This window comes from Pseudomonas sp. BP6, from assembly GCF_017875935.1.
Classification (GTDB): Bacteria; Pseudomonadota; Gammaproteobacteria; order Pseudomonadales; family Pseudomonadaceae; genus Aquipseudomonas; species Aquipseudomonas putida_Y.
Window position 1 is genome coordinate 631,998 of record NZ_JAGINI010000001.1, and the last position, 26,799, is coordinate 658,796.

Consider the following 26,799-nt stretch of genomic DNA (forward strand, 5'->3'; position numbering starts at 1 on the left):
GAACCCGCTCCCACAGGTCAGGCGCAAGCCTTGGAGCCTGTGATGACCCTGTGGGAGCGGGTTCATCGAGGCGTCGAACCGCCGCGAAGAGGCCAGCAAATCTAACCTCAATGAAGGCTGGTACTCCGCTCCAAGGCGAGTGACAGCGCATCCGCCTGACCCCAGGCAATCTGCATGGCACGCAGCCCATTCACCAGCGATTCCCGGGTGCGGTCATCTTCGATGGCATCGAGGGTTCGGTGGCAATGGTTATAGGCGAGCATCAGGTAATGGGTGATCTTCACCACATGATCGATGGGCACGATGCCATCGCTGACGGCGTTGGTGAGGGTCTTGTCGGAGGGAAGGTCGAAATGATGGGGTGGGTCGGGGACGATCTTTTTCATAGCAATTCCTTGAAGATTTAAGGAGTTGCCACCGCCGTTTCCACACGAAGGGCGGCAACTGTACACGGGGTGGAAAACCGGTCTTCAAGGAACCCCGGTAGGCCATACGGCCTCCCGTGTACAGCTGCCATTACGACAGGCACTTGAAGATTGACCGGGTTTCCACACCCGCATCGCTGATGCTTTCAGCGACACGAAAAGCCTAAAGGGCGGTGTTTCCAGGAACAATCAGACGCGAGTCGACAGGGTCTGTAGGATATTTTCCTCAGCTAGGCATCGCCAGCTCATATGTGTAGGAAACGTCTGATACATGCGTCGGACCATTCGGAAATCCCGGGGCCGTACTAAGGCCATTAAGTGCCTGCCTTGATTCTTGCAGGAGCGCCGCCCGCGCGGCGCATCGCGGATAAATCCGCTCCTACAGTTTGTTTCGGGCCAGTCACTCCTGTGAGGCCACCGCTGTTCGCCTTGTTTGTTCCCTTCGATATCGAGGTGGGCACCACTGCTTTTCATCGGTCTTCAGCCATGCATCAAGGCGGTCCCTGTTGGCGGCACAGGAGTGATTGGCCCGAAACAGATGTAGGAGCGGATTTATCCGCGATGCGCCGCGCGGGCGGCGCTCGATCTCACAGGCGCTGCAAACCTTTCGGCGAACCCCTCGCCATCCCACAGAACCTTCCCCCCCACCAATCTGGTCTAGTCTCATTAATGACCGGCACCGGGCCAGGGATGTGCACTTGAGTGTCCAGGCCGGATCACCATTGGAGTCCTTGGGAGGTGCCCTCATGAGCCTGCTGCTCGAGCCTTACACCCTGCGTCAGCTGACCTTGCCCAACCGCATCGCCGTGTCACCAATGTGCCAGTATTCCGCCGTCGATGGCTTGGCCAACGACTGGCATCTCGTCCATTTAGGCAGCCGCGCCGTAGGTGGCGCGGGCCTGGTGATTACCGAAGCTGTGGCGGTTACCGCCGATGGCCGCATCACCGCCGAAGACCTTGGCCTGTGGGACGACGCGCAGATCGCCCCGTTACAACGCATCACCCGCTTCATCACCGCCCAGGGCGCCGTGGCTGGCATTCAGCTGGCTCACGCCGGGCGCAAAGCCAGTACCTACCGTCCGTGGCTTGGCAAGCCAGGCAGCGTCAAACTGGAGGAGGGCGGCTGGCAGCCGGTGGGGCCATCGAGGATCGCCTTCGATCCGCAGCACACGCCTCCACGCGAGTTGAGCCAGGACGAGATCCAGGATGTAATCGCCGCTTTCGTCGCCTCGACCGAACGCGCCTTGAAGGCTGGATTCAAGGTGGTGGAAATCCACGCTGCCCATGGCTACCTGCTGCACCAGTTCCTGTCACCGCTGAGCAACCAGCGCCGTGACGAATATGGCGGTAGCTTTGAAAACCGTATCCGCCTGACCCTGCAGGTGGTCGAGGCCGTGCGCAAGGCCTTGCCTGCCGAATTGCCGCTGTTCGTGCGGGTATCGGCTACCGATTGGGTAGAGGATGGCTGGAATCCGGATGAAACCGTCGAACTGGCACGCCGCCTGCGGGAGTTGGGCGTGGATCTGATCGATGTCTCTTCAGGCGGCACCTCGGTCAACGCCGAGATCCCTACCGGCCCCGGCTACCAGACCCGCTTTGCCGAGCGCGTGCGCAAGGAATCGGAAATTGCCACCGGCACCGTGGGCATGATCACCGAACCGGCCCAGGCCGAGCACATCCTGCGCACCGGCCAGGCCGATATCATCTTCCTCGCCCGCGAACTTTTGCGCGATCCGTACTGGCCACTGCATGCCGACGACGACCTGGGCGGCAACAAGGCCACTTGGCCGGCGCAATACCAGCGCGCGACCAGCCGCGCCAACCCGATTCACGAGTCCGATTTGCGCGACTGACCCAAGCCTTGCGCGGCCCTTGCAGGAGCGGCCCTGTGTCCCGGCAACAGTTGCCGGGGCTGCCGCGCAGCCCATCGCGATACAAGGCCGCTCCTGCAACGCCGGCGTTGGTAGCTGGGTTCAGCTATAGGTAGCCTTGCTGAGAATATCGCTCACCCATTGATTGATGCTCTTTTCGGCCAGCTCTGCCTGGGCCGCCACACTGGCGTGAAGGGTAGGCTCAAGGCGTAGGCTGAGCTTGCCGGAGTACGTTTTCTGCGGTTCCCGCCCGAGGCGTTGGCAAGTCTCAAGATAATCGTCAACGGCTTCTTCAAATGCCTGGCGCAACTCACTGATCGATTCGCCATGAAAACCAATCACGTCACGAACACCGGCGACACGGCCGATCAGCAACTGGTCTTCGTCGCTGTATTCGATACGAGCGGCGTAGCCGCGGTAAGTCATTACATTCATGGTAATACTCCTGCCTGCTCAAGGAACTGGCGGGCGTCTCTGAGTTGATAGGGCTTGGCGTGCCTGTCCGGATGAGGGCGGTGGAAGGTTGCCACTGCTCCATTGAGTTCAAAGCGAACCCGCGATCCTCTTCCTTCTATGACCCTGGCACCCAGCGATACCAATAGAGACTCCACTCGCGCCCACTCCAGTGTTCTGGGCACCGGCCTTTCAAGTAATGCTTCAAGTGTGGCTTTCTGATGATTATTCATGGTATCAGATTATGATACCAAGCATGAGGGCTCAATGGATGTGCAGTAGGAGGGAGTGGATCGGGGTTGAAGGAAAATTCTGAGGCGTTGACCGAGGGGCATTCAAGACCCTCGGTCAACGCGAGCACTTAGTGCTTGATCATCACATGGCGCACACAGGTGTAGTCCTCCAGCCCATACATCGACATGTCCTTGCCATACCCCGAATGCTTCTGCCCGCCATGGGGCATTTCGCTGACCAGCATGAAGTGGGTGTTCACCCAGGTGCAGCCGTACTGCAAGCGCGCCGCCAGGCGGTGGGCGCGGCCGGTGTCGCGGGTCCATACCGATGAGGCCAGGCCGTAATCGGAGTCGTTGGCCCATTCCAGCGCCTGCGCTTCATCGGTGAAGCGGGTGACCGAAATCACCGGGCCAAACACTTCGTTGCGCACGATCTCGTCATCCTGAAGGGCATCGGCCAGTACGGTAGGTTCGAAGAAATAGCCATCGCCCTCAATTGCCTTGCCACCGGTAACCAGACGAATGTGCGGCTGGGCGATGGCCCGCTGCACCAACCCGGCAACCTTGTCGCGGTGCTGGGCACTGATAAGCGGCCCCAGTTCGGTTTCTTCAGACTCCTGCAGGCCCGGTTTGAGGCTGGCTACGGCTTTACCCAGGCGCTCGACGAAGCGCTCGTAGATCCCGTCCTGCACATACAGGCGGCAGGCTGCGGTGCAGTCCTGGCCGGCGTTGTAAAAGCCGAAGGTGCGGATGCCGTCGATAGCGGCATCGATGTCAGCGTCATCGAACACCAGCACCGGCGCTTTGCCGCCCAATTCCATGTGCATGCGTTTCACGCTGTCGGCGGTGGCGCTGATGATGTGCGCGCCGGTGGGGATCGAGCCGGTCAGCGATACCATGCGCACCTTGGGGTGGGTAATCAACGGGTTGCCGACCGTCTGGCCGCGGCCGAAGAGAATGTTCAGCACGCCCGGCGGGAGCAGGTCCTGGGCCAGCTCGCCCAGGCGCAGGGCCGTCAGCGGCGTCAGTTCGGACGGCTTTATCACCACCGTGTTGCCGGCAGCCAGGGCCGGGGCGATCTTCCAGGCCAGCATCATCAGCGGGTAGTTCCACGGCGCGATGGAAGCCACCACGCCCAACGGGTCGCGGCGAATCATCGACGTGTGGCCCGGTAGGTACTCGCCTGCCGCCGAGCCGCCCAGGCAGCGCGCCGCACCGGCAAAGTAGCGGAACACGTCGGCAATCGCCGGGATCTCATCGTTCAGTGCAGCGCTCAGGGGCTTGCCGCAATTTTGCGATTCCAGCCGGGCCAGTTCATCGCCATGGGCTTCGATGGCGTCGGCCAGCGCCAGCAATGCTTGCGAACGTTCTTTAGGGCTGGTTTGCGACCAGCTGTCGAAGGCCTGGTCGGCAGCGCGTACGGCGCTGTCCACCTGTGCCTCAGTGGCTTCGTTGATCTGCGCCAGGGCAGTGCCCAGCGCCGGGTTGAGCACGGTCCAGGCCGGGCCTTGGCCAGCGACCAGTTGGCCATTGATCAGCATCTGCGTTTGCATCGGGGGCTCCTCCAGGGTCATTTGCCACCGCCCGCGACGCTATCGCCGCCACGGGTCAGGTAATAGGCGCCAAGAATCGGCAGCATGGTCACCAGCATCACCAGCATGGCGACAACGTTGGTCACGGGTACGTCGCGCGGGCGGCTGAGCTGGTTGAGCAGCCAGATCGGCAGGGTGCGCTCGTGGCCGGCGGTGAACGTGGTGACGATGATTTCATCGAACGACAAGGCAAAGGCCAGCATGCCGCCCGCCAGTAGTGCCGAGCCGAGGTTGGGCAGGACGATGTAGCGGAATGTCTGCCAACCGTCGGCGCCGAGGTCCATCGAGGCTTCGATCAGGCTTTGCGAGGTACGCCGCAGGCGGGCGATCACGTTGTTGTAGACGATCACCACGCAGAACGTGGCGTGGCCGACTACGATGGTGAACACCCCGGGCTCTATCCCTAACGTCTTGAACGCCGAGAGCAGGGCGAGACCGGTGATGATGCCTGGCAGGGCGATGGGCAGGATCAGCACCAGCGAAATGCTCTCCTTGCCGAAAAAACTGCGCCGGTACAGCGCCGCCGAGGCCAGCGTACCGAGCACCAGTGCGATCAATGTGGCCAGGCAAGCCACCTGCAGCGAAAGCTTGATTGCCTCAAGGACATCGGGCCGGGCGAAGGCAACGTCGATCCACTTCAGGGTAAAGCCCTTGGGCGGGAAGCTGAACGCGGCGTCTTCGGTGTTGAAGGCGTACAGAAAGATGATCAGGATCGGGAAGTGCAGGAACAGCAACCCGCCCCAGGCCGCCAGGCGCAGCCCCGCAGACGCTTTTTCAGAGTGCATCGAAAGCCCCCAGGCGTTTGACGATGGCCAGGTACACCGCGATCAGCACGATGGGCACCAAGGTGAACGCGGCGGCCATCGGCATGTTGCCGATCGCCCCTTGCTGGGCATAGACCATGCTGCCGATGAAGTAGCCGGGCGGGCCGACCAGTTGCGGCACGATGAAGTCGCCCAGGGTGAGCGAGAAGGTGAAGATCGAGCCGGCGGCGATACCGGGGATCGACAGCGGCAGGATCACCTGCACGAAGGTTTGCCCTGGCCGGGCGCCCAGGTCCGCCGAAGCCTGCAGCAACGACGGTGGCAAGCGCTCCAGCGAGGCCTGGATTGGCAGGATCATGAACGGCAGCCAGATGTACACGAACACCAGGAAGCGCCCCAGGTGCGAAGTCGACAGCGTGCTGCCGCCCACGCCCGGCACGGCCAGCACCGCTTGTAGCAGGCCATCCAGGTGCAGCTGGTGGACGAACCATTGGGTCACGCCGCCCTTGGCCAATAGCAGGGTCCAGGCATAGGTCTTGACGATATAGCTGGCCCACATCGGCATCATCACCGCGATGTAGAAAAACGCCTTGGTCTTGCCGCTGGTGTAGCGCGCCATGTAATAGGCGATGGGGAAGGCCAGTACCGCGCTGGCCAGCGACACCGCTGCCGCCATGCCCAGGGTGCGCAGGATGATGTCGAAGTTCGACGGGTTGAACAGCGCGGCGAAGTTGCCCAGGGTCAGGTCCGGGGTCACCGCCATGGTGAAATCGTCGAAGGTATAGAAACCCTGCCACAGCAGGTTCAGCAACGAGCCCAGGTAAATCGCGCCGAACCAGGTCAGCGGCGGGATCAACAGCAGTGCCAGGTAGAGGTTGGGGCGCCGGTACAGCAGGCTGGACAGGCTGCGCAGTGTGCTCATCTCAGCAGGCCTCGGTTTCCTGCAGCACCGTCATGGCCTCGCGGGGCCAGTGTACCTGCAGCCGTTGCCCGGGCTGCCAGCTCTGCACCTGCTTCTGCCAGCGGTCATTGGCCTGGCTGACTGCCAGCAGTTGGCCGTTGTCCAGTTGCAGTTCGTAGCGGGTGGCGCTGCCTTGGTACTGGACATCACGCAGCACGCCGCTGACCTGAACCTCATGGCTGGTCACTACCGGGTCACCCAGACGGATATGCTCGGGGCGAATGGAGAAGGGCGCAGGGCTGCCGTTGAGCTGCATGGCCAGCTCGCCACGCACCACGTTGGACGTGCCGACGAATTCAGCGACGAAGGTGGTGGTAGGCTTCATGTACAGGTTGCGCGGGGTGTCGACCTGTTCGATACGCCCGCGGTTGAACACCGCGACCCGGTCTGACATCGACAGCGCTTCGGTCTGGTCGTGGGTGACGAAGATGAAGGTGATGCCCAGTTGGCGTTGCAGCTTTTTCAGCTCGCCTTGCATCTGTTCGCGCAATTTCAGGTCCAGCGCGCCCAGTGGCTCATCCAGCAGCAGCACCCGCGGCCGGTTGATCAGCGCCCGGGCCAGGGCCACGCGCTGACGCTGGCCGCCAGACAGCTGTGCCGGCTTACGCGCGCCATAGCCAGCCAGGGCCACCATGGCCAGGGCTTCTTCGGCACGGCTGTGGCGTTCGGCCTTGCCCACGCCTTTTACCTTCAGGCCATAGGCGATGTTGTCCAGCACGTTCATGTGCGGGAACAGCGCATAGTCCTGGAACACTGTGTTGACGTCACGTTGGTAGGGCGGCATGCCTGCGGCCTCGATCCCTTGGATGCGGATCGACCCGCTGGAGGGTTGCTCGAAGCCTGCGATCAGGCGCAGGCAGGTGGTCTTGCCTGAGCCGGAAGGGCCGAGCATGGAAAAGAACTCGCCATCGATGATGTCGATGCTGACCTGGTCGACGGCCTTGACCTCGCCAAAGGTGCGGGAAACCTGGGTGAACTGGACGGCTAGGGGCATGCTGGGCTCCGGACAACAAGGGTTCTCCTGTGCCGGCCTCTTCGCGGGTGAACCCGCTCCTACGGGAGACGCGCCACCCTTACAGGCGGTGAAGAACCTGTGGGAGCGGGCTTGCCCGCGAAGAGGCCAGCACAGGCATTCAGAAAACCTCAGCGACCACCCATGATCGCAATGTAGTCCTGGGTCCAGCGGCTGTAAGGTACGAACTTGCCCCCTTGGGCCTGCGGTGTTTTCCAGAAGGCAATCTTGTCGAAGTTGTCGAAGCCGTTGGTCTTGCAGCCCTCGGTCCCCAGCAGTTCGCTGCCGGTGCACGCCGCCGGCACAGCCGGCAACGAGCCGAACCAGGCTGCCACATCGCCTTGCACCTTTGGTTGCAACGACCAGTCCATCCATTTGTAGGCGCAGTTGGGGTGCTTGGCCTCGGCGTGCAACATGGTGGTGTCAGCCCAGCCGGTCGCGCCCTCCTTGGGGATGGTGGAGGCCACTGGCTGGTTCTCGGCCTTGAGGCCATTGACCATGTAGCCCCAGGAGCTGGAGGCAACCACGCCTTCATTTTTCACATCGCTCATCTGGACCGTGGCGTCATGCCAATAGCGGTGGATCAGCGGTTGTTGCTGGCGCAGCAGTTCCAGCACGGCCTTGTATTGTGCCTCGTTCAGTTCGTACGGGTCCTTGATGCCCAGTTCGGGCTTGGCCGACTTGAGGTACAGCGCTGCATCGGCGATGTAGATCGGCCCGTCATAGGCTTGCACGCGGCCCTTGTTCGGCTTGCCGTCGGGCAGGTTCTGCGGCTCGAACACCACGCTCCAGCTGGTCGGTGCCTGCTTGAAGGTGTTGGTGTTGTACAGCAGCACGTTTGGCCCCCACTGGTACGGCGTGCCGTACACCTGCTTGTCGACCACATACCAGTCACCGTTCTGCAGGCGCGGGTCGATGGTCTTCCAATTCGAGATCAGGGCGGTGTTGATCGGCTGCACGCGTTTGCCTGCGATCAGCCGCAACGATGCATCGCCCGAGGCGGTGACCAGGTCATAGCCGCCCTTGGCCATCAGGCTGACCATCTCGTCCGAGGTGGCGGCAGTTTTCACACTGACCTTGCAGCCGGTTTCCTTTTCGAAGCCGGTTACCCAGTCGTAGGCCTTGTCGCTTTCACCGCGCTCGATGTAGCCGGGCCAGGCGATGATGTCCAGGCGCCCCTCGCCGGCTCCCAGGGCCTTGGGCGCTTCGGCGGCCTGCAGGCTGGTGCCGGCCAGCAAGGCGCAGGTGGTGGCGCCGAGCAATGCGGTCTTGTGCACTGACATGGTGTTCCCTCTTCTTGGCGATCCTGTTCTGGCAGTCATGAGGCAAGCAGTGAAGCAATCGTTATAAGCGTAGTGCGTGGGTGCGAGGTATTGGCGATATCGAGTCTAGTTGGCTTTTTGCCAGCTAATGCAACATCCGGAAGCAAATCCCTTCATGGCGTGTGCTCCGCCAAGCCTTACTCTGGCGTTTGAATCTTCTTACGTGGAGACGCGCGAATGAATACCCGGGGCTTGCTTGATCAACTCCTCAAATCTGGCCAGCAATTGCTCGAGAAGCAGGGAGGCGCCACCAAGCCTGGCAGCGCGTCAGGCGGGCTTGGCGGGCTATTGTCCGGAGCAGGGGGCGGCCTGTTGGGTGGAGGCGCTCTTGGCCTGTTGCTGGGTAGCAAGAAGGCCCGCAAGTACGGTGGCAAAGCCCTGACATACGGTGGCCTCGCCGCGCTGGGGGTGCTGGCCTATAAAGCTTACGGCAACTGGCAGGCAAACCAGCGGGTGGCCGCCGCCGAGCCTCAAACCATCGACCGCCTGCCGCCAGCCCAGGCCGAGCAGCACAGCCAGGCAGTACTGCGCGCGCTGGTGGCGGCCGCCAAGTCCGATGGGCATATCGACGAGCGCGAACGGGCGCTGATCGAGGGCGAGTTCACGCGCCTGGACAGCGACCGCGAATTGCAGCACTGGCTGCATGCCGAGCTGAACAAGCCGCTGGACCCGGCCGAAGTGGCCCGCGCGGCGCAAACGCCGGAGATGGCTGCCGAGATGTATCTGGCCAGCGTGATGATGGTCGATGAGGATAACTTCATGGAGCGTGCCTACCTGGATGAGCTGGCCCGCCAGCTGCGGCTGGACCCGGGCTTGCGCCAGGCGCTGGAGACCCAGGTGAGGGAGGCCGTTGCGCAGTAGCAGCGTTTGTCACGACATTTTCTGCGTTCGTCAAGCCGAGCGCCGAAAATGTCACGACAAGCACTTGCCAGCTTTTACCCAATCCGCGCATTTCGCCCGATAAACCGTAAGACCTCTGGGCTATACTTCGGCGATTTTTCCCGCTCGTTGTGAATTCCTGAGGGCTGAATGTGAAGAACTGGACCTTGCGCCAACGGATCCTGGCAAGTTTCGCCGTGATCATCGCCATCATGCTGCTGATGATCGTGGCCGCCTACTCGCGGTTGGTGACTATCGAAACCGCCGAAGAGGCGGTGGGGACCGACAGCATTCCCGGCGTCTACTACAGCTCGATGATCCGCAGCGCCTGGGTCGACAGCTACGTCACCAGCCAGCAACTGGTGGGCCTGTCCAACCATCGTGAAATCACTTCGGCCGACCTGGAGCTGTTCAGAAACTTCGATAACCGGCTGAAGCAGTTCATGGCCAGCTACCAGGGCACCATCCGGGACAAGGACGACCAGGCCCGATTTGACAGCTTCGTGCAACTGGAAGAAAACTACCTCAAGATCGTCAACCAGGTGCTGGATACGTACGGCCAGCGCAACTATGACGAGGCCCAACGTTTGATAAACGAGGTCCTCACCCCGGCCTGGATGGAGGGGCGTGAGCACCTGAACGAGGTGATCGAGAACAATCGGGCCTCTGCCGGTGCCGCCACCAATGAGATCGTCGACGCCGTCAGCACGGCCAAGGGCAGCATGGTGGTTTCACTGTTGTTGGCAATCATCGCTGCCGGCATCTGCGGCCTGCTGCTGCTACGTGCTATCACGGCGCCCATGCAGCGTATCGTGCATGCCCTCGACAAACTGCGCTCGGGTGATTTGAGCATGCGCCTGAGCCTGGACCGCAAGGACGAATTCGGCGCCATCGAAAGCGGCTTCAACGAAATGGCCGAGGCACTGGCCAACCTGGTGGCCCAGGCCCAACGTTCGTCGGTGCAGGTGACCACTTCGGTCACCGAGATTGCCGCCACGTCCAAGCAGCAGCAGGCCACCGCCACCGAAACGGCCGCCACCACCACCGAAATCGGCGCCACCTCGCGGGAAATCGCCGCCACTTCGCGGGACCTGGTGCGCACCATGACCGAAGTGACTACGGCTGCTGATCAGGCATCCAGTCTGGCAGGCTCCGGGCAGCAGGGCCTGGCACGCATGGAAGAGACCATGCATCAGGTGATGGGCGCTGCCGACCTGGTCAATGCCAAGCTCGGTATCCTCAACGAGAAAGCCAGCAACATCACTCAGATGGTGGTAACCATCGTCAAGGTTGCCGACCAGACCAATCTGCTGTCGCTCAACGCCGCCATCGAAGCGGAAAAGGCCGGCGAATATGGCCGCGGCTTTGCCGTGGTTGCTACCGAAGTGCGCCGCCTGGCCGACCAGACCGCCGTGGCCACCTACGACATCGAGCAGATGGTGCGCGAGATCCAGTCGGCAGTGTCGGCCGGTGTCATGGGGATGGACAAGTTCTCCGAAGAAGTGCGCCGCGGCATGTTCGAGGTGCAGCAGGTGGGCGAGCAACTCAGCCAGATCATTCACCAGGTGCAGGCCTTGGCGCCGCGCGTATTGATGGTCAACGAAGGCATGCAGGCCCAGGCCACCGGTGCCGAGCAGATCAACCAGGCGCTGGCCCAGCTCAGCGATGCCAGCACCCAGACTGTCGAGTCGTTGCGCCAGGCCAGCTATGCCATCGATGAGCTGAGCCAGGTGGCCGCGGGCCTGCGTGGCGGCGTGTCGCGCTTCAAAGTCTGACCGCGATGAACGACTTGCAACTGCGCAGCGCGGGGGCGGAGAACACCAAAGGGGTGTTGTACCTGCAGTTTCGCATCAGAGAGCAGCGGTTTGCCCTGAGCGTGCACGAGGTGGTCGAAGTGCTGCCCCGTCAGCCACTCAAGCCGATCGCCCAGGCTCCCGCCTGGGTCGCGGGTATCCTCGCCCATCGTGGCCAGTTGGTACCGGTGATCGACCTTGCCGCACTGAGCTTCGGCCAGCCGGCGGTGCAACGCACCAGCACCCGCTTGGTGCTGGTGCGCTACCGAGGCAGCCTGCAGCTGGGCCTGATCCTGGAGCAGGCCACCGAAACCCTGCGTTGCCAACCCGACGAGTTCCAGCCCTATGGGGTGGACACAGGCGAAGCGCCTTATCTGGGCCCAGTGCGCGAGGATGCCCAGGGCCTGCTGCAGCGCATCGAAGTCAATGACCTGCTGCCCGACACCGTGCACGCATTGCTGTACACGCAATACCCGACAGGGATGCCCACATGAACGAACAGCGTTTCTTCCGCTTCTTGCGCGAGCGTATTGGCCTGGATGTGGAGTCGGTGGGTGCGCCCATGGTCGAACGCGCGCTGCGTCAACGTTGCGTGGCTGCGGGCGCGATGGACCTGGACGATTACTGGCTGCGCCTGCAGCAGTCGGCAGATGAGCAACAGGCGCTGATCGAAGCGGTGATCGTCCCGGAAACCTGGTTTTTCCGTTACCCCGAATCCTTCACTGCGCTGGCCAGCCTGGCCCATAAACGGCTTGCTCAACTGGCTGGCGCGCGCCCGCTGCGATTACTCAGCCTGCCATGTTCTACCGGCGAGGAGCCCTATTCGCTGGCCATGGCCTTGTTTGACGCCGGGATGGGGCCAGGGGCATTCCTTGTCGATGGAATGGACATCAGCCCCAGCTCGGTAGCCAAGGCCGGGCAGGCGGTATATGGGCGCAATGCGTTCCGGGGTAGCGAACTGGGCTTTCGCGAGCGCTACTTCGATGCTCAGGGCGAAGGCCACCGCCTGCATGAACGGGTACGCCAGCAAGTCAGCCTGCGGGTGGGCAATGTGCTTGATCCGGCGCTGGCCAGCCGCGATGGCCTGTATGACTTCGTGTTCTGTCGCAATCTGTTGATCTATTTCGACGTCCCGACTCAACAGCGTGTGTTCGAAGTGCTCAAGCGCTTGCTGCATCCGCAGGGTGTGCTGTTCATCGGCCCGGCTGAAGGCAGTTTGTTGGCGCGCATGGGCATGCGTCCATTGGGGATCGCCCAGTCGTTTGCCTATGTGCGTCACGAAGGCGACAGCCCCCCCTTGGCGGCGGCACCTGCCCAACCCGCCAAGCGTACGTTCACCAGCTTGCCGGCACCGGGTTTTTCGCAGCCCAGTGTGCCGTTGTCTCGTCCTCTGCGTGTGCTGCCGGTGGCGGCCAGGCCAGCGCCAGTCCGCGAGCACAGGCACGAGGGGGCCAGCGAGTTGCTGGCCGACATTGCCCGGCTGGCCAATGCCGGCGCCAGCGAGCAGGCCCGTAGCGCATGCCAGCGCTACCTGAGCCAGTACCCGCCGTCGGCACAGGTGTACTACTGGCTGGGTTTGCTCAGTGATACCGAAGGCGATGCGCAGCAGGCGCTGAACCACTATCGCAAGGCCCTGTACCTGGATCCACAGCACCCCGAGGCGCTGGTGCACCTGGCCGCCTTGCTGGCGGCCCAGGGTGACATGGCCGGCGCTCGGCGCCTTCAGGCGCGCGCGGCGCGGGCTGGCCGGGAGTCTGAACGATGAACAGTGAATCCGCGATGCAGTTGCTCGCCGAGGATGACGCGCACATCGACGACTGTTGGAACCGCATTGGTGTGCGCGGCGACAAGCAGTGCCCACTGCTGGAGCGGCATGTTCATTGCCGCAATTGCGAGGTGTATGCCGCTGCGGCCACGCGTTTGCTCGACCGTTATGCGCTGACGCAGGACCACCAGGCTGCAGCGGTGCAGCCGGACGAGGAAAACACCGGCCATTCCATGCTGCTGTTCCGTCTGGGCGAAGAATGGCTGGCGCTGGCTACCGCTTGCCTGGTCGAGATCGCCCCCTTGCAGGCGGTGCATTCTTTGCCGCACCAGCGCTCGCGGCTGCTGCATGGGGTTGCCAATGTGCGCGGCGCGTTGGTGCCGTGCCTGTCACTGGCTGACTTGCTGGGGGTGCAGGGCGGCGCCCCCGAGCAACGCAGCGTACGGGCGATGCCACGTATGCTGATTCTGGCCGCCGAAGGTGGGCCGGTGGTGATGGCTGTCGAGGAAATCGACGGTATTCACCGGCTCGACCCGCAGTTGCTGGGCAGTGGCCGGGACGCCACACGCTTTACCGCCGCAGTCCTGCAGTGGCGCGGCCGCAGCGTACGGGTTCTGGACGATCAACACTTACTGTCTGCCCTGCAGCGGAGCCTGTCATGACCCCAGAGCAAATGCGCGACGCATCGTTGCTCGAACTGTTCAGCCTGGAGGCCGAGGCGCAGACCCAAGTGCTCAGCGCTGGCCTGATGGCACTGGAACGCAACCCCACCCAAGCCGACCAGCTCGAGGCGTGCATGCGCGCAGCGCACTCGCTCAAGGGGGCAGCGCGCATTGTCGGGGTGGATGCTGGCGTCAGTGTCGCCCACGTCATGGAGGATTGCCTGGTAGCGGCTCAGGAAGGCCGACTGCGGCTGACCGCCGAGCATATTGACGCGTTGTTGCAAGGTACCGACCTGCTGATGCGTATTGCCACACCCGGCGATGCCGGGGCGCAGGCGACCTTGCCGGTGTTTCTTGCGCAAATGGCCAGCCTGCTCGACGCGGGCGCTTCCGCCATGCCTGCAGTGCCGCTGGCTGCACCCGTGCTGCCGGAGCCGCCGCCGGCAACCCTGCCGCCTGCACCCTTGCCATTGCCATTGCCAGCCCAGGTGCCGGAACCAGAGCCCGAACCAGCCCTGCGGCGCAAGGCTGGCAAGCGCGCTGGCGAAGGTGCCGAGCGGGTTCTGCGTGTCACCGCCGACCGCCTCAATAGCCTGCTTGACCTGTCCAGCAAGTCGCTGGTGGAAACCCAGCGGCTCAAACCGTACCTGGCTACCCTGCAGCGCCTCAAACGCATGCACGGCCAAGGCATGCAGGCACTTGACGGCTTGCGCATGCAACTGGAAGACAGTGGTCAGGGCAGCGAGGTGCTCGAAGCCTTGGCACAGACCCAGCGCCTGCTGGCAGAGACCCAGCAGATTCTGCAGCAGCAGGCGGCCGATCTGGATGAGTTCGGCTGGCAGGCCAGTCAGCGTGCACAGTTGTTGTATGACACTGCCCTGGCCTGCCGGATGCGGCCGTTTGCCGACGTGCTGACCGGGCAAAGCCGCATGGTCCGCGACCTGGGCCGTTCGCTGGGCAAACCGGTGCGGCTGGTGGTGGAAGGAGAGAAGACTCAGGTCGACCGCGATGTGCTGGAAAAGCTCGAAGCCCCGCTGACCCACTTGTTGCGCAATGCCGTCGACCACGGTATCGAATTGCCCGAGCGGCGCTTGCTGGCGGGCAAGCCGGACGAGGGGGTGATCCGACTGCGGGCTTCGCACCAGGCGGGCATGCTCAGCCTGGAACTGATCGACGATGGCGCCGGTATCGACCTGGAGCGCCTGCGCAGCAGCATCGTCGAGCGCGCCCTGTCGCCTGCTGATACGGTGGCGCGGATGAGTGAGGCGGAACTGTTGACGTTCCTGTTCCTGCCTGGTTTCAGCTTGCGTGACAAGGTTACCGAAGTGTCCGGGCGCGGTGTGGGGCTGGATGCGGTGCAGCACTTGATCCGCGAGCTGCGCGGCTCGATCGAGTTGACCCAGGTGGCAGGGCAGGGCTGCCGCTTCCATCTGCAGGTGCCGCTGACCCTCTCGGTCGTTCGCAGTCTGGTGGTCGAGGTGGGTGGTGAGGCTTACGCCTTCCCGCTGGCCCATATCGAACGCACGCTGGAAGTGACCGCCGAGCAGATCGTGCAGATCGAAGGGCGGCAGCATTTCTGGCACGAAGGCCGGCATATTGGCCTGGTGGCGGCCAGCCAGTTGCTCAATCGACCGGCCGGGCAAAGCGACGAAACCAGCCTGCGGGTAGTGGTGATTCGTGAGCGCGAGCAACTGTACGGCGTGGCCGTGGAGCGGTTGGTGGGGGAGCGGGTGCTGGTCGTGATGCCACTCGACCCGCGCCTGGGGAAAGTGCAGGACATTTCCTCCGGTGCCTTGCTCGATGATGGCTCGGTGGTCCTGATTGTCGATGTCGAAGACTTGCTTCGCTCGGTGGAAAAACTGCTCAGCACCGGCAGCCTGGAGCGTATCGAACGCGGCAGCAGCGGAGCCCGTGGTGTGGTTCGCAAACGCATCCTGGTGGTCGACGACTCGCTGACCGTGCGTGAACTGCAGCGCAAGCTGCTGGGCAATCGTGGCTACGACGTGGCGGTGGCGGTGGATGGCATGGATGGCTGGAACGCCCTGCGCAGCGAGGACTTCGACCTGCTGATCACCGACATCGACATGCCGCGCATGGACGGTATCGAGCTGGTTACCTTGGTGCGCCGCGACCAGCGCCTGCAGTCGTTGCCGGTGATGGTGGTGTCCTATAAAGACCGTGAGGAAGACCGACGGCGAGGCCTGGATGCCGGCGCCGACTACTATTTGGCAAAGGCCAGTTTCCACGACGATGCGTTGCTGGATGCTGTGGTGGAGCTGATCGGAGGTGCTCAGGGATGAAGATCGCCATCGTCAATGACATGCCCCTGGCCGTCGAAGCGTTGCGCCGTGCGGTCGCCCTGGAGCCCGCGCACCAGGTCGTGTGGGTAGCCAGCAACGGTGCCGAGGCGGTGCAGCGTTGCACCGAGTTGTTGCCGGACCTGATACTCATGGACCTGATCATGCCGGTGATGGACGGTGTCGAGGCGACCCGACGGATCATGGCCGAAACCCCGTGCGCCATTGTCATCGTCACGGTCGACCGTAAGCAGAACGTACACCGGGTATTCGAGGCCATGGGCCATGGCGCCCTCGATGTGGTCGACACCCCTGCGCTGGGGGCTGGCGATGCCCGCGAAGCGGCGGCGCCATTGCTGCGCAAGATCCTCAATATCGGCTGGCTGGTCGGCCAGCAGCGTACACCTGCCGCAAGGTCGGTGGCGGCACCACTGCGCGAGGCTTCCCAGCGCCGCGGGTTGGTGGCAATCGGGTCTTCGGCGGGGGGGCCAGCAGCACTGGAAGTGTTGCTCAAGGGCTTGCCGGTCGCGTTTCCGGCGGCCATCGTGCTGGTTCAGCATGTGGACCAGGTGTTTGCCGCAGGCATGGCCGAATGGCTCAGCAGCGCAGCAGGCCTGCCGGTGCGACTGGCCCGTGAAGGCGAACCGCCGCGGCCAGGGCAGGTACTCCTGGCCGGTACCAACCACCACATTCGCCTGCTACAGAGCGGCCAACTGGCCTACACTGCCGAACCTGTGAATGAAATCTACCGGCCCTCGATCGATGTGTTCTTCGAGAGCGTGGCACGTTACTGGAATGGTGAAGCCGTGGGCGTGTTGCTCACCGGCATGGGCCGCGACGGTGCCCAGGGCCTGAAGCTGATGCGTCAGCAGGGCTTTCTGACCATTGCCCAGGACCAAGCCAGCAGCGCGGTGTATGGCATGCCCAAGGCTGCTGCGGCTATTGATGCCGCCGTGGAAATCCGCCCGCTGGAACGCATTGCCGGGCGCCTGACTGAATTTTTCGCAAAATGACGAAATGTATTGAATCACGCCGCCAGGCCGGTAGTGATCGGGTGAACAATGATGAATGATTTACCGATCGAAGGTTTCGCGACCACCAACGAGAACTCGGCGATGGTGCTGTTGGTTGACGATCAGGCAATGATCGGCGAAGCGGTGCGGCGTGGCTTGGCCGATGAAGACAACATCGACTTCCACTTCTGTGCCGACCCGCACCAGGCGGTGGCCCAGGCCATGCGCATCAAGCCCACGGTCATTCTTCAAGACCTGATCATGCCAGGCCTGGACGGCTTGACCCTGGTGCGCGAGTACCGCAACAACCCGGTGACCCAGGACATCCCGATCATCGTCCTGTCGACCAAGGAAGACCCGTTGGTCAAGAGTGCGGCATTTGCTGCCGGGGCCAACGATTACCTGGTCAAGCTGCCTGACACTATCGAGCTTGTGGCGCGCATTCGCTACCACTCGCGCTCCTACCTGACACTGTTGCAGCGCGACGAGGCCTACCGTGCCTTGCGCGTCAGCCAGCAGCAGTTGCTGGATTCCAACCTGATGCTGCAGCGGCTGATGAACTCCGATGGCCTGACTGGGCTGTCCAACCGCCGCCACTTCGATGAATACCTGGAGCTGGAGTGGCGGCGGGCGATGCGTGAACAGCAGCAGTTGTCTTTGCTGATGATCGACGTGGACTTCTTCAAAGTCTACAACGACAGCTTTGGCCACCTGGCCGGCGACGAGGCCTTGCGCCAGGTGGCCGAAGCCATTCGCGGCTCGTGTTCGCGGCCGACCGACCTTCCGGCGCGCTATGGCGGTGAAGAGTTCGCCCTGGTGCTGCCCAACACCTCGCCAGGCGGGGCGCGGCTGGTGGCCGAGAAGCTGCGCCAGACCGTGCTGGGCCTGGGTATCCCGCATACTGCGCCAACGGCTGATGCATTTTTGACCGTAAGCATCGGCCTGGCCACCCAGACGCCTGCTATCGGCAGCCACTGCCGGCAGCTGATTTCGGCGGCCGACAAAGGTCTTTACCTGGCCAAGAACGGTGGGCGTAACCAAGTCGGCATCGCCTAAGCACTTGGAGAGGGCGCGGCCGCTCTCACATGAGACCGCGCAGGTTGCCCTAAATACATACGACCGCCCGGCGGGTCTGCCGCCATGCTGCGGACTCGGTTATACTCGCGGGCTTTTCACCGAATTCGCACGAGTAGCCCGCCCATGGAAATCCAACCGATCCTGAACACCATCAAGGACCTCACCGAGCGTTCCCAGTCAATTCGGGGGTATCTTTGACTACGATCACAAGCATGACCGCCTGATCGAAGTCAACCGCGAGCTGGAAGACCCCAACGTCTGGAACAAGCCTGAGTACGCCCAGGCACTGGGCCGCGAGCGTGCCATGCTGGCCCAGGTCGTCGAGACCCTGGACAAACTGTCCAACGGCCTGGGTGACTGCCAGGACCTGCTCGACATGGCCGTCGAAGAAAATGACGAAGGCGCCGTCGGCGACGTCGTGACCGAGCTGGAAAGCCTGGAAGAAAACCTGGCCCAGCTTGAGTTCCGTCGCATGTTCAGCGGCGAGATGGACATGAACAACGCCTACCTGGACATCCAGGCCGGTTCCGGTGGTACCGAAGCGCAGGACTGGGCCAACATCCTGCTGCGCATGTACCTGCGCTGGGCCGACAAGCGTGGTTTCGACGCCACCATCATCGAGCTTTCCGAAGGTGAAGTGGCCGGTATCAAAGGTGCAACCGTGCACATCAAGGGCGAGTACGCCTTCGGCTGGCTGCGCACCGAAATCGGTGTGCACCGCTTGGTGCGCAAGAGCCCGTTCGACTCCGGTGCCCGTCGCCACACTTCGTTCTCGGCGGTGTTCGTATCGCCCGAGATCGACGACAAGGTCGAAATCGAGATCAACCCGTCCGACCTGCGCATCGACACCTACCGCTCCTCCGGTGCCGGTGGTCAGCACGTGAACACCACCGACTCGGCGGTCCGTATCACCCACGTGCCGACCAACACCGTGGTGGCTTGCCAGAACGAACGTTCCCAGCACGCCAACAAGGACACCGCCATGAAAATGTTGCGGGCCAAGTTGTACGAGCTGGAAATGCAGAAGCGCAATGCCGCCTCGCAGGCGCTGGAAGACAGCAAGTCGGACATCGGCTGGGGTCACCAGATTCGCTCCTACGTACTGGATGACTCGCGCATCAAGGACTTGCGTACCGGTGTCGAGCGTAGCGATTGCCAGAAAGTCCTGGACGGCGACCTCGACCAGTATCTGGAAGCGAGCCTCAAGCAGGGCCTGTAATTCGCACCCCCATGCCGCGCTACCTGGCCAGCCGCCGGTAGCGCGTGCCCTGCCCGGAACGGGCAACGAATACCTGATGGAAAGAATGACGACATGAGCGACCTCAAGACCGAATCGCAAGACCTGCAACAGGAAGAAAACGCCCTGATCGCCCTGCGCAAGGAAAAACTTGCCGCCGAGCGTGCCAAGGGCAATGCCTTCCCCAACGACTTCCGTCGCGACAGCTACTGCAACGACCTGCAGAAGCAGTATGCGGACAAGACCAAGGAAGAGCTGGAAGCAGCCGCGATCCCGGTCAAGGTCGCCGGCCGCATCATGCTCAACCGTGGTTCGTTCATGGTTATCCAGGACATGACTGGCCGTATTCAGGTCTACGTCAACCGCAAGACCCTGCCGGAAGAAACCCTGGCCGCGGTCAAGACCTGGGACCTGGGCGACATCATCAGCGCCGAAGGCACCCTGGCCCGTTCCGGCAAGGGCGACCTGTACGTCGAGATGACCAACGTACGCCTGCTGACCAAGTCGCTGCGCCCGCTGCCCGACAAGCACCACGGCCTGACCGACACCGAGCAGCGCTACCGCCAGCGCTACGTCGACCTGATGGTCAACGAAGAAACCCGCCACACCTTCCGTGTGCGTTCGCAAGTGATCTCGCACATCCGCAAGTTCCTCATCGAGCGTGACTTCCTCGAAGTCGAGACGCCGATGCTGCAGACCATTCCGGGCGGCGCCGCTGCCAAGCCGTTCGAAACCCACCACAATGCCCTGGACATGGCCATGTTCCTGCGTATCGCGCCGGAGCTGTACCTCAAGCGTCTGGTGGTTGGTGGTTTTGAGAAAGTGTTCGAGATCAACCGCAACTTCCGTAACGAAGGCGTTTCGACTCGTCACAACCCTGAATTCACCATGCTCGAGTTCTACCAGGCCTATGCCGACTACCGTGACAACATGGACCTCACCGAGGAACTGTTCCGCGAGCTGGCGCAACTGGTATTGGGTTCTACGGACGTGCCGTACGGCGACAAGGTATTCCACTTCGGCGAGCCGTTCGCACGCCTGTCGGTGTTCGACTCGATCCTCAAGTACAACCCGGAGCTGACCGCTGCCGACCTGCAGGACGTCGACCGCGCCCGCGAGATTGCCAGGAAGGCCGGCGCCAAGGTGCTGGGCCATGAAGGCCTGGGCAAGCTGCAGGTGATGATTTTCGAAGAGCTGGTCGAGCACAAGCTGGAACAGCCGCACTTCATTACCGAGTACCCGTTCGAAGTGTCGCCGCTGGCCCGTCGCAACGACGACAACCCGGCCGTTACCGACCGTTTCGAGCTGTTCATCGGTGGCCGCGAAATCGCCAACGCCTACTCCGAGCTCAACGATGCCGAAGATCAGGCCGAGCGCTTCCTGGCCCAGGTGGCCGAGAAGGACGCAGGTGACGATGAAGCCATGCACTATGACGCCGACTTCGTTCGTGCGCTGGAGTACGGCATGCCGCCGACCGCCGGTGAAGGCATCGGCATCGACCGCCTGGTGATGCTGCTGACCAACTCGCCGTCGATCCGCGACGTCATCCTGTTCCCGCACATGCGTCCGCAGGCCTGAGTGAGCTGAACGAGCCGCCTTTCGAGGCGGCTTTTTCTTGCCTGAAGCTTTATGTTGTCAGGGCTGGCCCCTTCGCGGGTGAACCCGCTCCTACAAAGGCCTCAGCAGGCCCTTGCAGGAGCGGTTTTACCCGCGAAGAGGCCGGTACTGACGAAACACTGTCCATGAGGTATCCCCCGTGACACCCGCCATGCCTGACCAAGGCGCCGCCGGCATCGCCACCGCCGTCGCCGAAAGCGTGCAATACCAAGGCCGCAAGACTGCCCGCCAAGGCAGCGAACAGCGTCGCCAGTTGATTCTCGATGCCGCCATGCGCATTGTCGTGCGCGATGGCGTGCGCGGTGTGCGCCACCGGGCAGTGGCCGCCGAGGCTGGCGTGCCATTGTCGGCCACCACCTACTACTTCAAGGATATCGAGGACCTGCTCACCGATACCTTTGCCCAGTATGTCGAGCGCAGTGCGGCCTACATGGCCAAGCTGTGGGCCAATACCGAGGTGGTGTTGCGCCAGTTGCTGGCACAGGGCGATGGCAGCCCGCAGTCACGTGCGCGGCTGGCTGACGACGTGGCGCGCATGACCGCCGACTACGTTCAGCGGCAACTGCTGAACCGCCGTGACTTCCTGATGGCCGAGCAGGCCTTCCGCCAGGAGGCGTTGTTGTGCCCACGGCTGGCAGAGCTGGTGTGCGCCCATGAACAGATCCTGCTGCACGGCACCCGGCAATTGCTGCAGGTAGTAGGCTCGCGGCAGCCGGAGCAGGACGCACAGATGTTGACGGCGATTATCGAGCAGTTGGAATATCAAGGCCTGCTCAAGGATGCGAATGCGCAAGCCGATGGGCAGATGCTCGCTATGCTTACCCGATACCTGCAGCTGGTGCTGGCATCGGCCTGAGGCGAGAACGACCTTTTCAAGGAGAACCTGATGAAAGCCTGGCGTGTGGTGTTGTTGACTTTGTCATTCCTGCTGCTGGGCGGTTGTCTGGTGACCTTCCATGAGCCCTTGCCCAGCAACCAGGCAGCGCCCAAGGCCCTGCTCGGCAAGTGGAGCAGCAAGGACGCCTGGGGGGAGCCGCTGAAACTGGTGATCAGCCGTAGCGGCGGCGATGCCTACAAGGCGGTGGCCACGGCCAAGGGCAAGGCCCCTGAAGAATACGTGTTCACCGTGTCGCGTCACGGCAACCGCTGGTACTTGTCGGCCGGCGTGCCCAAGCGCCTGGGCGGCAATTTCCTGATTGGCGGCTTCGATATCGTCGATGGCAAGGAACTGGTGGTCTACAACCTGGATGTCGAGCAGGTGCAGCAGGCGGTGGACAAGAAGGAACTGAGCGGTCGTAGTACCGAAGTGCCGGAGGACAACGGCGACGGCGTGCTGATCGACAGCCCGGCGGCGCGGGTGCTGGCCTACCTGGACGACCCGGCCAACTCCGACCTGTTCGTCGAAGTGGCGCGGTTCCAGCGCTCGGGCAAATGACCGTGTTGGCGTCTTCGCGGGCTTGCCCGCTCCCACAGGTATTTCACAGGTATCTGATCCTGTGGTGTCCCTGTGGGAGCGGGCAAGCCCGCGAAGAGGCCGGTACAGGTTTCGTGTACTAGAAAGGAGTCCCCGTTGGACGAATACCAGCAAACCATCCGCGCCCTGTCCGACCGCATCGTCGCGGCCCAGACGCCGATCCGGGTCCTTGACGCGGTGAAGTGGGACGACAACATCCGCCAGGGCTTTCTCAAGGCCAAGGGCAAGGAGCCGCCGGCGGTTGATCGCGCCTACTACCAATCGCGCCCGCTGTCGTTCGACTCCAGCGCGGTCAAGGCCGAGTTCCAGGGCATCGAGCGCGACATCATTCGCCAGTTGGGCCAGTTCAACCCGGTCGGGCAGATCATGAAGCGCATGTGCCGCGAATACCGCATGGTGGTGCGCATGCTCGAAGCGCGCGGTACCGAGGACTTCGGCCTGATCTCCCAGGAGCTGTACGGCGCCGCCTCGGATGCCTTCCACGCCGGTGACCCGACCCTGGCCGACCTTGGCCTGATGCTGTCGGACTACCTGAACAACATCGATGGCCGTGGTGACCTCAAGGATGAGCCAAAGAACCTCACTGCCAAGGAGGCCGTGGAGATCCTCCAGCACCGGCTGAACAAAGTGTTCGGCGAGGCCGAAGGGACCATTCGCGTGTTCGAGTCCGACGGTATCGTCGCCGACGCCGCGGCTGGTGCCGACTACATCAAGGTGCGTGCCGATGCCATGTTCAACACCCGCGATGTGCGCGCCCTGGAGGTGCACGAAGGGTTGGTGCACGTCGGGACCACGCTCAATGGCCTGAACCAGCCGATCTGCACCTTCCTGGCCAAGGGCCCGCCCTCGTCGACGGTAACCCAGGAGGGCCTGGCCATCCTCATGGAGGTGATCGCCTTTGCCTCCTACCCCAGCCGCCTGCGCAAGCTCACCAACCGCACCCGAGCCATCCATATGGTCGAGGAGGGCGCAGACTTCATGCAGGTCTACGGTTTCTTCCGCGAGCAGGGCTTCGAGATGGCGCAGAGCTACAGCAACGCCAGCCGGGTGTTCCGCGGGTCGGTGCCCAACGGCTTGCCATTCACCAAGGACTTGTCCTACCTCAAGGGCTTCATCATGGTTTACAACTACATTCAGTTGGCCGTGAAGAAGGGCAAACTGGAACAGATCCCGTTGCTGTTCTGTGGCAAAACCACCCTGGAAGACATGCGCACCCTGCGCCAACTTGTCGAGGAAGGGCTGGTCGAGCCGCCCAAGTACCTGCCCGAACAGTTCCGTGACCTTAATGCGCTGTCGGCCTGGATGTGTTTCTCCAACTTCCTCAACCACCTGAGCCTGGACCGTATTGAAGCCGACTACGCGAACATTCTCTGAGCACTGCCGTCTGCTGGTCCTGGGCCTGGTCCTGCTGAGCCTTGGGGGCTGCAGCAGCCTGCTGTTCTACCCCGAGCGTGGTCAGGCCTTCACCCCTGAGCGGGCCAAGCTGGAATACCGCGACGTCACGCTGACCACTGCTGATGGCGTCCGCCTTCACGGTTGGTGGCTGCCGGCCAAGGCCGGGGTGGAGGTCAAGGGCACGGTGCTGCACCTGCACGGCAACGGCGGTAACCTGCCTGGGCACCTGGGGGGTAGCTACTGGCTGCCGGAGCAGGGCTACCAGGTGTTGATGATCGATTACCGCGGCTATGGCTTGTCTCAGGGCCAGCCGAGACTGCCGGAAGTGTACGAGGACATTGCCGCAGCCATGGCCTGGCTGGAGCAGGCGCCCGAGGTCAGGGGCAAGCCGTTGGTACTGCTGGGGCAGAGCCTGGGCGGTGCGATGGCCATTCATTACCTGGCGGCGCACCCCGAGCAGCGCCAGCGTTTCAGCGCCCTGGTGTTCGATGGTGTGCCGGCCAGTTACCGCGCGGTAGGGCGCTTTGCGCTCAGCACCTCCTGGATGACCTGGCCATTACAGGTTCCGCTGTCGTGGCTGGTGCCGGACGGCGACAGCGCGATCCACTCGATCGAGCAATTGAGCAATCCGCCCAAGTTGTTTTTCCACAGCATCGACGACAACCTGGTGCCGATGGACAACGCCATCCGCCTGTATCAGCACGCGCCACCACCGCGGGTACTGCAACTGACCCGAGGGGGGCACGTGCAGACGTTCGCCGACCCTACCTGGCGCCAGGTCATGCTGCGATTCCTCGATGACCCCAGCCATTTCAATGGCCTGCGGCGGCTTGCCGAAGTGCCCAATTACCCTGACGAGAAGAACAAGCAATGAGTGAAGAACGCAACGCCATCCCGCTGATCCTGACCGGCGTCGGCAGCATCATCGTGACGGTGGGGGCCTTGTGGTACTACGGTTACCTGCATTTCGCCAAGCCCGAAGATGCCCTGCTGCTGCAGGATTTCACCATGCTCAAGACCATCCCCGGCGAGGACTACAAGGTATCGCTGGACCCGGCGCCGCAAGTGGCCCAGTGCGTCGACGGCGTGCTGGTGCTGTTCGACACCCAGCAGAAAGGCCTGACCGGCGTGCTGGTGGACAACCGCAAGCGTGCGGTGCGCTGCATGGGCGAAGAAACACCACAGCAGGTGCAGTGAGCCATTATCCCTGCTGCCTGTTCTGGCCTCTTCGCGGGCACGCCCGCTCCCACAGGGTCGCGCAAAACTCGAGACTGGCGCCGTACCTGTGGGAGATCACCCAGCCCTTCCGGGCTGCGCTGTCGCGCAGCAAACATGAGGTGTACGGCTTTAGATCCGCAGCGACGCTGACATGTTGAAAAAGAAAAGGCGGTTGGCCCGGTAGGGCCAGCCGCCTTTTGCTTTGTTAGGGTTCGTGTGCGCGGGACAGAGATCGTAGCCAGCACTGGTGTGTGTGCGCACACCCGCGTGGGAGAGTGATCCGCACGGTATCGGCGTGAAGTCCCTGTAGGCATCAGCTGATTCAGCTGTGACCACGTATGAGAGAGTGAACCCTTTCGCCACCGTGTGCCCCGCGCGCCCTTTATCCTGCGAGGATTCATCATGGCGCGCAAGCCTTCCAAGCAACGCTTTACCGTCGTCCATCCCGATTGCGCGGCGATCGATGTCGGTGGTCGAGAGCATTTCGTGGCGGTCGATCCCCGGCACGAAAATCCCGTCCAGTCGTTCACGTCCTTTACTGACGACCTGCTCAAGATGGCTAACTGGCTTGAAAGCCTGGGGATCAAGGTCGTTGCCATGGAATCTACGGGAGTTTATTGGATTCCAATTTACGAGATTCTCAGCGAGCGCGGTTTTGAGGTTTATCTCGTCAATGCCAGAGCAACTCGACAAATCACGGGCCGTAAATCAGATGTGCTGGATTGCCAGTGGATTTGGCAACTGATGACTCATGGACTGCTCAGAGGCGCATTCCGCCCCGATGATCTGACCTGCTGCGTCCGGTCATTGGTCAGGCAGCGTGCTTCCAAAGTGAAAGACCAGGCGCAGACGCTGAACCGGATGCAAAAGGCCATGAGCCAAATGAACATCCAGCTGGCCAATGTCATCAGTGATATTTCCGGCGTAACTGGCATGAAGATTTTGCGAGCCATCTGCGCAGGTGAACGGGACCCAGTGCAACTGGCTGAACTGACCGACCGCCGCATCAAGGCAGGCAAGGAGGCTGTCGCTCGGAGTCTTCATGGCAATTGGCGGCGCGAGCATTTGCATGCGCTAACTCAGGAATTGGCTGCCTATGACTTCCTGGAGCAGCAAATTGCTGATTGTGACGACGCCATAAAAGCCGCGTTAGAGCAGTTGCCGGTGCTGCAAAACAAGCCAGAGCCATCCAATAAGCCTTTACGGAGCCCGCACCGAAACGGTGCCCGACAGACTGAATTGCATCAGACATTGTGGAAGGTTCTTGGCGTGGACCTAACCGCAATTCCAACCATTGGGGTGGACACTGCATTAGTGCTGGCAGGGGAGATCGGTACAGATCTATCACGCTTCCCGTCCTCACAGCACTTCTGCTCTTGGTTGGGACTGTCTCCCCCTACCCGAATTTCCGGCGGTCATCGACTGGCAGGTGGCGGGCCAAAAATAGTCAATCGAGCAGCTCAAGCACTCAAGCAGGCTGCATCCAATGCCCGTAACGACAAGGGTTTCATTGGTGCATCGCACCGAGCCAGGCTGACTCGAATGGATACCAGCTGCGCCATCAAGGCCACTGCGCATCAGTTGGCACGTCTGGTGTACAACCTTTTAACCAAGAAGCAGGCTTATGTTGAAAAAGGTCTTGAGGAGTTCGAAACCAGAAGCCAAGACCGGCAGGTCCGGGCTTTGCTCCGCAAAGCCCGGAAACTGGGGTATCAGCTGGTGGCCGCTTGAGTGCTTAG

The 26,799-nt window shown here is 62.4% G+C and carries 25 protein-coding genes; 17 read left to right on the plus strand and 8 right to left on the minus strand.

The genetic code is table 11. The features are described from left to right. Nucleotides 1-107: 107 nt before the first annotated feature. Complete coding sequence (locus tag J3A98_RS02845; RefSeq protein ID WP_209963856.1) at nt 108-386, minus strand: hypothetical protein; 279 nt, start codon at nt 384-386, stop codon at nt 108-110. A gap of 785 nt (nt 387-1,171) precedes the next feature. Between J3A98_RS02845 and J3A98_RS02850 the strand changes: the two genes are divergently transcribed. Beyond that, a complete protein-coding gene (locus J3A98_RS02850; RefSeq protein ID WP_209963859.1) occupies nt 1,172-2,278 on the plus strand; it encodes an NADH:flavin oxidoreductase/NADH oxidase in 1,107 nt (368 codons plus the stop codon). A gap of 120 nt (nt 2,279-2,398) precedes the next feature. On the opposite strand, the gene J3A98_RS02855 is transcribed toward J3A98_RS02850, so the two are convergent. The 7 genes from J3A98_RS02855 to ydcS form a co-directional block, all read right to left on the minus strand. Next, nucleotides 2,399-2,731 carry a type II toxin-antitoxin system HicB family antitoxin gene (locus tag J3A98_RS02855; RefSeq protein ID WP_209963862.1) on the minus strand — a complete coding sequence of 111 codons (333 nt, stop codon included), beginning with the start codon at nt 2,729-2,731 and terminating at the stop codon, nt 2,399-2,401. Continuing rightward, entirely contained in the window at nt 2,728-2,982 is a 255-nt protein-coding gene (locus tag J3A98_RS02860; RefSeq protein ID WP_209963865.1) for a type II toxin-antitoxin system HicA family toxin, read from the minus strand. The genes J3A98_RS02855 and J3A98_RS02860 overlap by 4 nt, the downstream gene beginning before the upstream one ends. A 128-nt stretch (nt 2,983-3,110) precedes the next feature. Further along, the gene (locus J3A98_RS02865) at nt 3,111-4,535 is read right to left on the minus strand and encodes a gamma-aminobutyraldehyde dehydrogenase (protein WP_209963867.1); all 1,425 of its coding nucleotides are present in this window, start codon (nt 4,533-4,535) and stop codon (nt 3,111-3,113) included. Between the two features lie 17 nt (nt 4,536-4,552). Beyond that, nucleotides 4,553-5,359 (minus strand): ABC transporter permease, encoded by an 807-nt coding sequence (locus tag J3A98_RS02870; protein ID WP_021784212.1) that lies wholly within the window; start codon nt 5,357-5,359, stop codon nt 4,553-4,555. Further along, complete coding sequence (locus J3A98_RS02875) at nt 5,349-6,260, minus strand: ABC transporter permease (RefSeq protein WP_209963871.1); 912 nt, start codon at nt 6,258-6,260, stop codon at nt 5,349-5,351. The genes J3A98_RS02870 and J3A98_RS02875 overlap by 11 nt, the downstream gene beginning before the upstream one ends. A gap of 1 nt (nt 6,261) precedes the next feature. After that, the gene (locus tag J3A98_RS02880) at nt 6,262-7,293 is read right to left on the minus strand and encodes an ABC transporter ATP-binding protein (protein WP_209963873.1); all 1,032 of its coding nucleotides are present in this window, start codon (nt 7,291-7,293) and stop codon (nt 6,262-6,264) included. Between the two features lie 149 nt (nt 7,294-7,442). Further along, entirely contained in the window at nt 7,443-8,594 is a 1,152-nt protein-coding gene (ydcS, locus tag J3A98_RS02885) for a putative ABC transporter substrate-binding protein YdcS (RefSeq protein WP_209963876.1), read from the minus strand. 216 nt (nt 8,595-8,810) lie between these two features. Between ydcS and J3A98_RS02890 the strand changes: the two genes are divergently transcribed. From J3A98_RS02890 to J3A98_RS02965, 16 genes are all read left to right on the plus strand, one after another. Beyond that, the gene (locus tag J3A98_RS02890; protein WP_176682721.1) at nt 8,811-9,494 is read left to right on the plus strand and encodes a tellurite resistance TerB family protein; all 684 of its coding nucleotides are present in this window, start codon (nt 8,811-8,813) and stop codon (nt 9,492-9,494) included. A 170-nt stretch (nt 9,495-9,664) separates the two neighbouring features. Next, complete coding sequence (locus J3A98_RS02895; RefSeq protein WP_209963879.1) at nt 9,665-11,287, plus strand: methyl-accepting chemotaxis protein; 1,623 nt, start codon at nt 9,665-9,667, stop codon at nt 11,285-11,287. Nucleotides 11,288-11,292: 5 nt separating this feature from the next. Continuing rightward, the gene (locus J3A98_RS02900; protein WP_209963883.1) at nt 11,293-11,799 is read left to right on the plus strand and encodes a chemotaxis protein CheW; all 507 of its coding nucleotides are present in this window, start codon (nt 11,293-11,295) and stop codon (nt 11,797-11,799) included. Continuing rightward, nucleotides 11,796-13,070 carry a CheR family methyltransferase gene (locus J3A98_RS02905; RefSeq protein ID WP_176682724.1) on the plus strand — a complete coding sequence of 425 codons (1,275 nt, stop codon included), beginning with the start codon at nt 11,796-11,798 and terminating at the stop codon, nt 13,068-13,070. Before J3A98_RS02900 ends, J3A98_RS02905 begins: the two co-directional genes overlap by 4 nt. After that, complete coding sequence (locus tag J3A98_RS02910; protein WP_209963886.1) at nt 13,067-13,732, plus strand: chemotaxis protein CheW; 666 nt, start codon at nt 13,067-13,069, stop codon at nt 13,730-13,732. Before J3A98_RS02905 ends, J3A98_RS02910 begins: the two co-directional genes overlap by 4 nt. Next, nucleotides 13,729-16,032, plus strand: a complete 2,304-nt coding sequence (locus tag J3A98_RS02915; protein ID WP_209963890.1) for a hybrid sensor histidine kinase/response regulator — start codon at nt 13,729-13,731, stop codon at nt 16,030-16,032. Before J3A98_RS02910 ends, J3A98_RS02915 begins: the two co-directional genes overlap by 4 nt. Then, complete coding sequence (wspF, locus tag J3A98_RS02920; RefSeq protein WP_176682727.1) at nt 16,029-17,042, plus strand: Wsp signal transduction system protein-glutamate methylesterase WspF; 1,014 nt, start codon at nt 16,029-16,031, stop codon at nt 17,040-17,042. Before J3A98_RS02915 ends, wspF begins: the two co-directional genes overlap by 4 nt. A 51-nt stretch (nt 17,043-17,093) precedes the next feature. Continuing rightward, nucleotides 17,094-18,098: a Wsp signal transduction system regulator diguanylate cyclase WspR gene (gene wspR, locus J3A98_RS02925; protein WP_176682728.1), complete on the plus strand. Its 1,005-nt coding sequence runs from the start codon at nt 17,094-17,096 to the stop codon at nt 18,096-18,098. A 144-nt stretch (nt 18,099-18,242) separates the two neighbouring features. Continuing rightward, nucleotides 18,243-19,338 (plus strand): peptide chain release factor 2 gene (gene prfB, locus J3A98_RS02930; RefSeq protein ID WP_061405587.1). Its coding sequence is split into 2 segments (ribosomal slippage): nt 18,243-18,314 and nt 18,316-19,338, totalling 1,095 coding nucleotides; the frame shifts between segments, so codons are not numbered across the junction. A 93-nt stretch (nt 19,339-19,431) separates the two neighbouring features. Continuing rightward, entirely contained in the window at nt 19,432-20,934 is a 1,503-nt protein-coding gene (lysS, locus tag J3A98_RS02935) for a lysine--tRNA ligase (protein ID WP_209963893.1), read from the plus strand. Nucleotides 20,935-21,124: 190 nt separating this feature from the next. Next, nucleotides 21,125-21,829 (plus strand): TetR family transcriptional regulator, encoded by a 705-nt coding sequence (locus tag J3A98_RS02940; protein WP_209963896.1) that lies wholly within the window; start codon nt 21,125-21,127, stop codon nt 21,827-21,829. Nucleotides 21,830-21,859: 30 nt separating this feature from the next. Further along, the gene (locus J3A98_RS02945) at nt 21,860-22,408 is read left to right on the plus strand and encodes a hypothetical protein (RefSeq protein ID WP_014592169.1); all 549 of its coding nucleotides are present in this window, start codon (nt 21,860-21,862) and stop codon (nt 22,406-22,408) included. Between the two features lie 135 nt (nt 22,409-22,543). Further along, nucleotides 22,544-23,821 carry a flavohemoglobin expression-modulating QEGLA motif protein gene (locus tag J3A98_RS02950; RefSeq protein ID WP_028698370.1) on the plus strand — a complete coding sequence of 426 codons (1,278 nt, stop codon included), beginning with the start codon at nt 22,544-22,546 and terminating at the stop codon, nt 23,819-23,821. Continuing rightward, nucleotides 23,793-24,716 carry an alpha/beta hydrolase gene (locus tag J3A98_RS02955; protein WP_209963899.1) on the plus strand — a complete coding sequence of 308 codons (924 nt, stop codon included), beginning with the start codon at nt 23,793-23,795 and terminating at the stop codon, nt 24,714-24,716. Before J3A98_RS02950 ends, J3A98_RS02955 begins: the two co-directional genes overlap by 29 nt. Further along, nucleotides 24,713-25,039 (plus strand): hypothetical protein, encoded by a 327-nt coding sequence (locus tag J3A98_RS02960; protein ID WP_003252219.1) that lies wholly within the window; start codon nt 24,713-24,715, stop codon nt 25,037-25,039. Before J3A98_RS02955 ends, J3A98_RS02960 begins: the two co-directional genes overlap by 4 nt. 423 nt (nt 25,040-25,462) lie before the next feature. Then, nucleotides 25,463-26,791: an IS110-like element ISPpu9 family transposase gene (locus J3A98_RS02965; protein WP_209963902.1), complete on the plus strand. Its 1,329-nt coding sequence runs from the start codon at nt 25,463-25,465 to the stop codon at nt 26,789-26,791. The last annotated feature ends 8 nt before the right edge of the window (nt 26,792-26,799 follow it).